General features: G+C 64.8%; 8 protein-coding genes. 7 read left to right on the forward strand and 1 reads right to left on the reverse strand.

All coding sequences use genetic code 11. The features are described from left to right. Positions 1 to 99 precede the first annotated feature (99 nt). From RMO01_RS17565 to RMO01_RS17595, 7 genes are all read left to right on the forward strand, one after another. Complete coding sequence (locus RMO01_RS17565; RefSeq protein ID WP_309630359.1) at positions 100 to 672, forward strand: hypothetical protein; 573 nt, start codon at positions 100 to 102, stop codon at positions 670 to 672. Between the two features lie 121 nt (positions 673 to 793). After that, positions 794 to 1,390, forward strand: coding sequence for a hypothetical protein (locus RMO01_RS17570; protein WP_309630360.1), 597 nt, complete (start codon positions 794 to 796; stop codon positions 1,388 to 1,390). A 98-nt stretch (positions 1,391 to 1,488) separates the two neighbouring features. Then, positions 1,489 to 2,787 carry an outer membrane beta-barrel protein gene (locus tag RMO01_RS17575; protein ID WP_309630361.1) on the forward strand — a complete coding sequence of 433 codons (1,299 nt, stop codon included), beginning with the start codon at positions 1,489 to 1,491 and terminating at the stop codon, positions 2,785 to 2,787. A gap of 84 nt (positions 2,788 to 2,871) precedes the next feature. Then, positions 2,872 to 5,109 carry a polysaccharide biosynthesis tyrosine autokinase gene (locus RMO01_RS17580; RefSeq protein ID WP_309630382.1) on the forward strand — a complete coding sequence of 746 codons (2,238 nt, stop codon included), beginning with the start codon at positions 2,872 to 2,874 and terminating at the stop codon, positions 5,107 to 5,109. A gap of 107 nt (positions 5,110 to 5,216) precedes the next feature. Next, the gene (locus RMO01_RS17585) at positions 5,217 to 6,485 is read left to right on the forward strand and encodes an O-antigen ligase family protein (protein WP_309630362.1); all 1,269 of its coding nucleotides are present in this window, start codon (positions 5,217 to 5,219) and stop codon (positions 6,483 to 6,485) included. 1,002 nt (positions 6,486 to 7,487) lie between these two features. After that, complete coding sequence (locus RMO01_RS17590) at positions 7,488 to 8,729, forward strand: sugar transferase (protein WP_309630363.1); 1,242 nt, start codon at positions 7,488 to 7,490, stop codon at positions 8,727 to 8,729. 40 nt (positions 8,730 to 8,769) lie between these two features. Further along, positions 8,770 to 9,945: a glycosyltransferase family 4 protein gene (locus tag RMO01_RS17595; RefSeq protein WP_309630364.1), complete on the forward strand. Its 1,176-nt coding sequence runs from the start codon at positions 8,770 to 8,772 to the stop codon at positions 9,943 to 9,945. Between the two features lie 16 nt (positions 9,946 to 9,961). Here RMO01_RS17595 and asnB read toward each other — a convergent pair whose 3' ends face one another. Further along, positions 9,962 to 11,815 (reverse strand): asparagine synthase (glutamine-hydrolyzing), encoded by a 1,854-nt coding sequence (asnB, locus tag RMO01_RS17600; protein WP_309630365.1) that lies wholly within the window; start codon positions 11,813 to 11,815, stop codon positions 9,962 to 9,964.

Consider the following 11,815-nt stretch of genomic DNA (forward strand, 5'->3'; position numbering starts at 1 on the left):
GTCCCACGGCAGGTCGCCGCGATTGGCCTCGACGTCCCAAGCCGTTGCGGCCCGGCGGATCGGCGATGTAGTCTCGCGCCGGGCTGCGGGTGAGTTTGGATGTCACGACAGAGGATCAAGCCGTCGACGGTCGCCGTCGTCCTGGCGGCTGCAGGTTTTGCGGCCACGACGCTGACAGCGGCGGCGCTCGCCCTGCCGCACACGGACTTCGCCGCTGCGACGGGCCTGGCACCCGTGTTCGAACGGCGGGCCGACGCGCTGGCGCAAAGTGCGGCGACCGACGAGACGGCGCGCGCCCGGGCGATTCTCGAGACCCGCCGATCACTGGCCCAGGCACCCGCCAATCCCACGGCCTGGCTGCGTCTGGCCTACCTCGACAGTGTCTCGCCGGGCGGCCTCAGCGGAGCAGGGGATCGCGCCCTCGCCGCTTCCTACGCCGTGGCCCCCTATGGCCCTGACGTCACCGACTGGCGGCTCGCCTTTGCCTTCAACCACTGGTCCGTCTTGAGCGATGAGAGCCGAAAGGCTGCGCTGGATGAGTTCGTGGTGACCAGCGCGTTTAAGAGCCACCGCGATCTCGAGGCGCGGGTCTCGGATCCTTCCGGCAGGCTCGCCCTGGCGCTCACCCTGGACACGATCGCCCGGGAAAAAGCCCCGCAACCGCAAGCGTGACGCCTCTGCGACGTCGCATTTCGGCAACGCTTCTCGCAACCTGCCGCTCAGGGCGAGAAAAAGGACTCGCCCAAAACCAGCGATATATGTTTAAGGTTGTCGGCAAATTAAGGGGTTGGAAATGGGCAAGCGAGTTCTGAAGGCATCGGCGCTGATCGTTTCGGCGCTGGTCGCGGCCTCGGCCGGGATCGCCGTGGGAGCGACGCAGGTGACCGGCGTCTCCGTCGATGGCGCCGGCTCCAATGTAACGGTCGAAGCCCTGGCCTCGGCGATCGTGACCGCGTCCGAAGCCGCAGCGACCGAGGCGGCAGCCTCGGTGGATCAGACAGAGGTCGCCAACGAGGCTGCGGCCGAGGCGGCCGCCCTGGGTCTGACGGGCGAGGCGGCCGCCGCCTTCGTGCAGAATGCCGTCACGACTGCGGTGAACGTCGCTGTCACCGAAGCGGTTCAGACTGCGATCGCCGCGACGATCAGCGCGTCGGGAGCCAACGCCTCCGTAGCGAACGCTGCACTGGCGAGTGCGTCGGTGACCCTGGCCAACTCGCCGGTCATCGCAGCGGCTGCGCCCGGTGCGGCGTCCGCCGTTATGGCCGCCGTGACCGCTGTGGCGGGGGCGGTTCAGACTGCTGCAAACAACTCCAACGCGCCGGCGTCCACCACGTCGACGACGACGGACGCGCCGCCGCCGGTCGTCACGGTTGTCGTCTACCGCGGCTAGTAAGCTTCGTCTTTAGAGCGTGACGGCACCCGTAGCTAGCGTCACTTGTTGTGGGCGCGCCTTCCGGCAACCCGTCGAAATCTAACCTTGGGGGCAGTATGTCCAGTCTTCTGAAAAACCTTGCGCTGTCCATCTCGGCTGGATCTCTTGCTCTGGTCGCGGGGGCGACGTCAGCGCAGGTCGTCACGGGCCCCGATGCGTCGGTCGATAACTTCAGCCGCAACCGCAACACCTCGGTGCAACAGCGGCCTCGTCGGGATTATGAGGCGCCGGGCGTTCGCGCTGGCGGTTTCCTTGTTTATCCTCGCCTTGAGCTGTCGGCCGAGCGGATCGACAACATCTATGCGACCGCAACGAACGAGGTGGACGACACCGTCTTCCACGTGCGGCCCGAACTGGCGATCGAATCAGACTGGAATCAGAACTTCCTGTCCGCCTACGCCCGGGGATCGCTTAACCGGTATTCGGACAACGAGAGCGAGAACACCGACGAATACGGAATCGGGACGTCGGGACGTATCGATGTCAATCGCCAGTCGAACATCGGCTTCGGCGCGGATTTCGCCGGCGGATTTGAACCGCGCACGGCGCCGAGCGCGCCACGGAATGCGGTGGAGCCGACTGCCTTGAACACGGCACAGGCTTATGTCAGCGGCTCGCGGGCTGCAGGCTATCTCAAGCTATCGGGCCGGGCGGACTGGCGGTCGTTTGACTACGAAGACGGTCGAACCGGAGCAGGCGCCGTCATCGATCAGGATGGGCGCGATCGCGACATCATGAGCGTGTCTGGTCGCGTGGATGTCGCCGTCAGCCCGGACACCGCGTTCTTCTTCCAGGCTACCGCGAATGATCGGCAGTATGACGTCGGTTCCTCCGTGATCGTCCCTAACCGGAACTCCCAAGGGACCGAATATCTCTTCGGTGCCAACTTCGAAATCAGCGCCTTAGTGCGGGGCGAAATTGCGGCAGGCTATATCGAACAGAGCTTCGATCAGGCGGCTTTTGATGATGTCTCGGGCTTTGGCGCACGCGCCCAGCTGGAATGGTTCCCGAGCGAGCTGACCACCATCAACGTCGCGGCCGGCCGCACGGTGGAAGACACACCCGTCGTCGGAGCCGGTGCCTACGTCGCCAACAGCGCGAGCTTTTCGGTCGATCACGAACTTCTGCGGAACGTCATCCTCAACGCCCGTCTGTTCTGGAGCCGGGACGACTATGAGGGCGTTGATCGGGAGGATACCAGGGTCGGAGCAAACATCGGTGGCACCTACCTCATCAATCGAAATCTGGGCATCAACGCCAGCTTCTCGACGCTGGACACCCAGTCGGACGGTGCCGCCCGCGACCTGGACTTCACCGTCAACAAGCTCGCCATCGCACTCGTCGCCCAGTTCTGACCCAGGAAGCGGAAGCTCCACTTCCACAGTGAAACGCGTCTGATGAACCAAGCTTTTGATCCCCATGGCTATCGCAATCAGCCGATGGAGGACGACACACGCGGCAGCCCGTCCGGCGGATGGGCTGGAAGCTACTTCGCCGGGGCTGTGGATCTGCACGCATTGCTGGCGACGTTCCGGAGGCGGCTAAAGCTCTTCCTGGCGCTGGCCTTGCTGGTCTTCGTGGCCGTTCTGGTCTTCACCCTGCAGGCGACACCGCTCTATACTGCGACCGCAAGCGTCATGATCGACACCCGCACCTCACAGGTCGTCGACTCGCAGGCCGTACTGTCGGGCCTGTCCGCCGACGCCGGCGTGGTCGATACGGAAGTTGAAATCCTTAAATCGCGGCAACTGGCTGAACGTGTCGTCGAGGCCCTCAATCTGGAAGAGGACCCGGAATTCAACTCCGCGTTCGGAAGCCCGGGTCTAATCGAGCAGGTCTCCAACGGGATCGGATCTCTGTTTGGGGCATCGGCTCCGGACAGGGCGAGGCGTCAACTGACGGAACTGGAAGCGCAGAGGCAGCGAGAGCGCGTGGTCGATACGGTGCGCAATCGCCTCACGATCCGACGTGTGGGCCTCACCTACGTCATGGGGGTCAGCTTTACCTCGCCGAGCCAGCAGAAGGCGGCGCGCATCGCCAATGCGTTCGCGCAAAACTATCTGCTGGAACAGCTGGAAGCCAAGTTCGAGGCCACCCGCCAAGCCAACGCTTGGCTCAACACTCGGTTGAACGATCTTCGCGGTGAGGTCATCCAAGGCGAGGCGGCGGTCGAACAGTATCGCAACGCCAACAACCTGCTCAGCGCATCCGGGGCGACCCTGACGGAACAGGAAATCTCCACCTACAACACCCAGCTGGCGACGGTGCGGGCGCAACAGGCCGAGGACGAGGCGCGGCTCGCGACGGCGCGTGCGCAGATGTCGCGCGGCTCGACCGGGGATGACGTGGGCGAGGCACTGGGTTCTGCGGTCGTACAGCAACTCCGTACCCGCCGGGCCGAGGTCAGCGGCCGGGTCGCGGATCTCTCCAGCCGCTACGGTCCCCGCCACCCGGACATGTTGCGCGCCGAGCGCGAGCTCGCCGATATCGACGGGCAGATCCAGGCCGAGATTGGCCGCATCGTCTCCAATCTTGAGGCGCGGGTGCAGGTGGCCCGCCAGCGCACGGCGTCGATGCAGGGGAGCCTCTCCGGAGCCCGGGGGACCCTCGCCGCCAACAACAACGCAGGGGTCCGCCTCAACGAACTGCAACGCAACGCGGAAGCGTCACGCACCCTCTACCAGGGTCTGCTCGACCGTTTCAAACAGACCACCAGCCAGGAAGGCCTGGAGGAATCCGACGCCCGCATCGTGTCGCGCGCCATTGTTCCTGGGAGCCCGAGCTCGCCGAATGTGCCGCTCAACCTGATGCTGGGCCTGGTGCTGGCCGGTGGAGCGGGCCTCGCCGGCGTCGTCCTAGCCGAGATGCTCGACGTCGGCATCGCGACTGGTGATGAGGTCGAGGCCAAGCTGTCCTACCCGCACGTGGGATCCATTCCATTGGTCTCCTCCATCGCTAGCGGAGCGGACGGCCGCATGCCGCCGGCGGAATTCCTTCTGCAGAAGCCCCTGTCAGCATTCGCCGAAGCGGTCCGCGCCCTGCGCACCTCCATCCTCTTCTCGCGGGTCGGTCAGAACGTTTCGGTCATCGCGGTCACCTCAACGCTTCCGGGGGAGGGCAAGACGACCACGGCGGTCTGTCTGGCCCGCTCGGCGGCCCAGGCCGGCCAGCGGGCGGTGATCGTTGACTGCGATCTGCGTCGCCGCGCAGTCAATCGTCTGTTCGGCATCGAACCGGAAAGGGGACTGCTTGACGTGCTGAACGGCGTCTCAACATTGGAGGCAACGCTTCACCTCGACGAGGCCTCGGGCGCCTACGTTCTGCCCCTGACCCACACCAGCTTCACGCCCAAGGATGTGTTCAACTCCCAGGCTATGGATACCTTGCTCGCGACACTGCGGTCTAACTTTGACCTGATCATCCTCGATACGGCGCCTGTCCTTGCCGTTGCCGACACGCGGATCCTGGCTTCCAAGGCGGACGCCGTCGTCTTCCTGACGCGGTGGAGATCGACGCCTCGTAAGGCGATCAGCAACGCGCTTCGTTTGCTCGAAGGCGCCGGGGCTCATATCGTCGGCGTCGCCCTGGTGCAGGTCGATATGAAATCCCAGTCGCGATATGGCTATGGTGACGCGGGGTACTACTATGGTGCCTACAAGCAGTATTACACGGCCTGATGCTGGCGGAGCCCCCGCGATCGGGAAGGGGAGGTTCCCGTCGGGGAGGCGACCAAGTCCCTGCTGGCCTGCCAGCGAGGATCGGAACTTGGGTGGGAGCCGCCCTGGTGCCGGCCGTCATCTTTGCTGCGCACGTCTTCTACGGCGCCGCAGTGAATGCCCCGGCGCTGATTCTGTTCGCCTGCCTCTTCGCTATTCTTATCGGAACCCTAATCTCGCCAGGAGCTCGGCGTGACCTTGATCGGCTGTCTCCCTTCGGGACTCTGTTCGGGCTGTTTACCGCGGTCGTTTTGGTCGCAGTGTTTTCGTTGACGCCTTGGGTTCCCGGGGGATCGCAGCCGATCTGGGAGTGGTCCGCAGGGATGCCGTCTTCGACGATCAACCGCTCTGCGACCGCTGTTGAGATACTCAAGTTGCTGGGCCTGACGGTCCCCTTTCTGATCGGGTGCGTCTACGGTGCCCGAACGGGTTCGGCGCGTCGGCTATACGCAGTCGTGCTCTGCACTGGAGCGGTCTATGCGCTCTTCAATCTCGTCGTCTTCTTGGGTCAGGGCGGCGTGAACACTTCCGGGTCCAGGCTGAGCGGAGGTTTCGACAGCGCCAATGTGGCCGGCACGGTCTTCGGCATTCTGATTGTCATGTCCATCGCCTGGCTCTTTGGCTCTTGGAGCCGTCTAGAACGTCAGAGCGTTGCGGATCGGCTGACGGCGACGGCGCCCCTGGTCGCGCTTGTTCTGCTCTTCTTAGCCTGCTTGCTTCTGACTGCATCCCGCGGCGCCTTGGGGGCGACCTGTCTGGCTCTGGCGCTGTTCTCAGGTTGGGTGTCCTTGGACAGCAGGCGTGTGCGATGGCCGATGATCGCTATGGGAGCAGGGATCATTGTGGTCGCGACTGTCGTCTATACTCAGGGGAACACCTTGTTCGTGGATCGTTTCGAACAGTTTGCAGAAGATTCGTCACGAGGCGATCTTCTGGGTCCTCATTGGCGGGCGTTCTTGCACGCGCCTCTGTTCGGCTACGGACTCGGGACCTATCCCGAAGTGAACAATCAGATCATGACATCGCAGAATGTGGAGGCCCTCTCTGAGACTGTTGTCCTGCACAATGTCTACGTCCAGTGGTTGGAGGAGGCGGGCATCGTCGGCGCGGCTCCGATGTTTCTTGTCCTCGTCGTCATACTTGGCGCGACGACTTGGCGCGCCGTCAGTAGGGAACGGAACCGGACCTTAGTTGTGGGCCTTCTCGCGGCTTCGTTGCTTGTTCTAGCTCATTCCTCTGTTGAGGTCTCTCTCAACACGCCTTCGTTCTGCGCGCTCTGGAGTCTACTTCTGGGGCTAGGCTTTGCGATGTCTCAAGCGACTATGCGGAGCGCCTAAGCGACGTCGGTCTATCGGATGTGCGGTCTCTCGCGGCACCCGGCGTCTATTGCACGGCGCATGGCTTTGCCTCAACCCCGGACAGAGTAAGGATGGCACAGGAAAGACAGTCTAGATTCCCGTGGTCTTAGCCATCTGCAGGCGCTCGGATGGCCCCGGTTTTCATCGGCGAATACCCTTTTCACATTATACCTCGGACGCGGAGCTATCCATGTAAATCCGTCCCAGCCGAAGAAATCTCACCACAGAACTCTAGCGCGGCGTTTTTCAATTGTCGGGGATTAAATCGCCACCAGACGTTTGTGGTGGCCTTGGCCAAATAGGCGATTAAGCAGTGGATCAGAGGTCTCCGGCATGATCGAGGCAAGCGAGTCGTTGAGGGAGGGTCAGACTGACCTTCCTTCGAATACGCGTGTGGGCAAACTGCCGTGCGGGCGGCCTCGTTGAGAGGGCCTATGCTCTTGCAAACGGGAGCGTATGTCGGCCCCGCCTAGAGGACCGCTCTAGCCAGAGAGATCCAAAACACTAGGCAGGCGATTGTCACGCACGTCACGACGATCGCCAAGGCCAACGTCCGCAGGGGCCGGATCCGCGACGGCCGAGGCAAAACTATTGAGTCCGTCAAATCTTGTTGGAGCTGCAATGCCGGCGACACAACCGGCTGTTCAAGACCGGTGATCAGAGTTGCATGTTGCGTAAGGTTAGCAGTGTTCCGTAACCGAAACTCGAGCGACTTAGCGTGCCTTGTGCCGGTCATTCTCGCCTCCTCGACGCCGAAGCAGCCTGAGCCTTATGGGTTAAGGTGCGGTTTATTGCCGGACGCCGCGCTCCCAAAGTTAAACGAGCGTCAGTACAGTGGATGCAGGTTTGAGTTGGTGTTAGGATATATTTTGGGGAAGGGGTGCACAATCGGCTGGCGATCCATGTGGGGCATGGTGAACCCGAGTCCGGTGCTTAGTCATCATGCTGATGGGAGTAGACGCGAGGGCGGACGGCACAACCGTGTCAGCTCGCCCGCTAGGCGCTCGCGCCAACCTTGTCGCCACTGTGGTGGCCGGCATCGTCATCTGTTGCTGGACGCTGGTCAGCGCCGGCCTAATCCAGGGCTTGGGGGTCTGGCTGTCGTCGCCGGAGTACGGACTGCATCTCACGCTCAACGTGGCGTGCATGGTGGTCTGCGCCAGCTACGCCGCGCGGCGCCACGGTGGCCTCGACGAGAAGCTCGCACAGGCCCTGATGGCCGTCTTCGTCGTCTTCGGGGTCTATGCCCTGGCGCTGCTCATCGGGCGGCTGTTCTTCTCGCGGTCCATGCTACTGTCGTTCCTCGCAGGCGGCATCCTGATCAGCGGGCTGGTCGTTGTCCTGCTTCACCGCCTCGCCGTCAGACGTGTCGCGATCGTCGCCCCGCTGGTCGGCGACATCCGCAACCCGGACGCCTTGGGCCAGTTGGTCCACGACCCGCAGGTCGACCTGCGCGACTTCGACATCATTCTAGTCTCGCTGTCCGAGCACGTCAGCGCCGAATGGTGCAAGGCCCTGTCCCGCGCCATGCTGGCGGGCTGCAAGGTCCGGCACATCGGCGAATACATCGAGGAACTGAAGGGCACGGTCTCGGTCGACTATTTCGAGATTGACCACCTCCCGCCCAACGGCATCGCCTCCTACAGGGCGCTGAAGCGGGCCATGGACATCGGGCTGGTCATCTTCTTCCTGCCTGTCGCCCTGCCCGTGCTCTGCGTCTCGTGCCTGCTGATCCTGCTGACGATGGGCCAACCGGTCCTTTACCGCCAGATCCGCATCGGCTTGGGCGGCGAGCCTTTCACCATCTTGAAGCTGCGGACCATGCGGCCCGAGCAGCCCGGCGAACGCGCCACGGCCGCCGTCGTCGGAGACCTGCGGATCACCCGACTGGGTCGCGTCCTGCGCCGGTTCCGCATCGACGAACTGCCTCAGCTCTGGAACGTCCTCAGAGGGGACATGAGCCTGATCGGGCCCCGTCCCGAGGCCGTCCCACTGCACGAACAGTACATCGGCCAGGTCCCCAACTACGTCTACCGCTACCTCGTCCGCCCGGGCATCACGGGCTGGGCACAGGTCTCGGCCCCGCCCTCGGTGAACACCGACGAGGCGCGCTATAAGCTGACGTTCGACCTCTTCTACGTGAAGAAGCTGAGCCTCTACCTGGACCTGCTGATCGTCGCTCGGACCTTCTGGACGATCGCGGCGGGCGGCGGGGCCCGGTGAACGCGGGTCTGTCCCGGCCGGCGCGGGGGACCGCGTCCTGATGGCTGAAATCATCGCGAAGGCTGCGTCGCGGGATGCCCCCACGGCGCTGTTCGTCGGCGCGGACGTCAAATACATGTTCGACTTCCGGGGCGCGCTGATGCAGGCGTTCCGCGAACGGGGCTATCGCGTTGTCGTCTTCGCGACGCCCGTCCCCGGCTTCGACCCCCAAGCTCCCGGACGGGTGGGCGCGGAATTCATCCCGTGGCGGCTCCGCAAGGCGGCGCTCAATCCTTTCCGCGATATGCATGCGCTCTGGGCCCTGTGGCGGGTCCTGCGCGAGCATCGCCCCCGCGTCATCTTCGCCCATACGATCAAGCCCGTTATCTATGCTATGCTGTCGGCGCGCCTGGCCGGAGTTCCTCGCCGCGCCGCCATGATCCCGGGACTCGGCTACGCCTTCACCCAGGGACGGGGCGTCAAACGCGCGATCCTCGGCCGCCTGGCCCGAATGGGCTACGCGGCGGCGTTCCGCGCCTCCGACGTCGTCCTTCTCCAGAACCCGGACGACCGGGACGAACTGGTGGACGGCCGGATGCTGTCCCCGGGCACGGCCGTGGCGGTGGTCAGCGGCTCGGGGATCGACATGGACAGGTTCGCGCTCGCACCCCTGCCCGAGGGGCCAACCGTCTTCCTGATGGTCGCCCGCCTGATCCGCGACAAGGGCGTGCTGGATTTCGTCGCGGCGGCGCGGCGGGTCCGCGCGCGTGACCCCCGGACTCGGTTCGTGCTGGTCGGCGCACCCGACGCCAATCCCGAGGCGGTCCCCCTGGCCGACATCGAGGCCTGGCGGGCGGAGGGGATCGTCGAACTCCGGGGGCAGGTCGCCGACCCCCGCGCCGAGTTCGTCGCCTGCCACGTCTTCGTTCTGCCGTCCTACTACCGCGAGGGGGTGCCCCGCACCAATCTGGAGGCCCTGTCGACCGGTCGCGCGGTGATCACAACCGATGCGCCGGGCTGCCGTGAGACGGTGGTGGACGGCGTCAACGGTCTTCTGGTCCCGCCCCGCGACCCGCAAGCCCTGGCAGACGCGATGCTGGCTCTGTCTGGCGATCGCGAGCGGGTGCGTGACATGGGCTTGGCCGGGAGACGCATCTGCGCCGACCGGTTCGAGATGGCAGCTGTCACCCGCATCACTTTCGACCATATCGTCGGAAGGGACTCGCGGCCCCTCTGAGTCTGACTACGCGGGCTCAGGTACCCCAGCGTTCGCGCCATGCGTTTAACATTAACACCGGCCACAGGCTTCGCCCATAGTCTGCATGACCCGTCCGGTGCTGCCGCCACTGCCGGGCGACAACTGCCGGATCGAATGCCGACTGCCCCTCAAGTCTCTCGGGGGCCAGAAGATGCTCAGCCCAGTCAATCAGGGGTCCGCCAATCCAATCGCCAATCGGCGGCGTAAAGCCCGCCTTGGGCCGGTCAAACAGCGTCAGCGGCACATGGCACCCCAAGAGACGCCGCAGCGGCCGCTTGCCCTCTCCCTCCGCCAGCTTCATCGTCGTGGGCATCCGCCAAGCCAAGGCGATGACGTCGGGATCGAGATAGGGACAGCGAGCCTCCAGCGAGTTGTGCATGGCTGCGCGATCGACCTTGGTCAGCACGTCGTCGGGCAGATAGCCCTCGAAATCGCGCAGCATCATCCATGCCGGGAAGTCACCTTGCGTATTCCCGTCCGCTGGCGAGTTCCGCCCGGGCCAAATCCGGAGGGCGGCGTCGTAAAGTTCGGCCGGGTTGTCGGCGACGGCAAGCATCGCTGCGAGGTCCTCAAGGCGGCGGGCCACGGTCCCCGACACGCCCGCGCTCTCCGCCATTCGCTCCACGATCCGCCGAGGCGCGTGGCGTGCCCCGGCCGCCGCCGCGGCGCGCAGCAGTTTCGGCCAGTGCCCGACTTGCCGGTTGATTTGGGGGAGGAGGCGATACCGATTATAACCCGCGAACAATTCGTCTCCGCCGTCGCCCGAGAGCGAGACGGTGACATGGCGGCGCGCGAAGCCGGCGATCAGCGCGGTCGGAATTTGCGAGGCGTCTGCGAACGGCTCGTCATACATATCCGCCAGGGTCGGCACGACCGCGCGGGCGTCGGCGGCCGAGACGCGCAGGGCGTGATGGTCGGTTCGGAGGTGCCGCGCCACGGCAGCGGCGTGGCCGCTCTCGTCGAAAACCGCACCTTCGAAGGCGACCGTGAAGGTCTGGACCTGGCGCGGCGAATGCGCTTGCATCAGAGCGACGACCAGCGAGGAATCGATGCCGCCTGACAGAAAGGCCCCCAGAGGCACATCGGAGATCATCTGCCGCTCGACGGCGCGACCAAGGACCTGCTTGAGTGCGGCATCGGCCGCGTCAGGGTCTGAGATCGGATCGGCCTGACCGCTCGCCGCGACTCTACGCACCGACCACCAGCGCCGCGGTTTTGGCCAGCACCGCCCTTCCTCAGGTGCCCAAGACAGCCAGCAGCCGGGCGGCAGCTTTCGCGCGTCGCGATAGATAGATAGCGATCCCGGCACATAGCCATAGCAACCGAAGGCGTTCTCGGCCTCGGGATCGCGCGCGGGGTCGAACGCCTCCACAGCGCGCAGAGCCTTCAGCTCCGACGCGAAAATCATGGTCTTGCCGGCCCAGCCGTAGTAGAGTGGCTTCTCCCCGGCGCGGTCTCGCGCGAGCATCAGACGGCGCTCTAGCCGGTCCCAGATCCCCAGGGCGAACATCCCCGCCGCCGCCTCGAGGGCCGAGATTAGTCCGTGGCGGCCGATCCACTCGAGCAGCACCTCGGTGTCGGAGTGGCCACGCCAAGCCAAGGTCGGCCCCTCCGCGTCGAGCCGGGCGCGTAGGATCTCCGCGTTGTAGATCTCACCGTTGAACACCATGGCGAAGCGGCCGTCGGCCGAGACCATAGGCTGATCGCCCGCCGGGCTGAGGTCGATGATCGAGAGTCGGGCGTGGCCCAGGGTGGCCCCCTCGCTGCTCCAGACGTCCCGGCGGTCCGGCCCACGCTGGCGCAGCGCTTCCACCATGGCCCGCACGTCCGCCTCGGGCGGGGTGATCAA

This window comes from Brevundimonas sp. (genome assembly GCF_031412435.1).
GTDB lineage: Bacteria > Pseudomonadota > Alphaproteobacteria > Caulobacterales > Caulobacteraceae > Brevundimonas.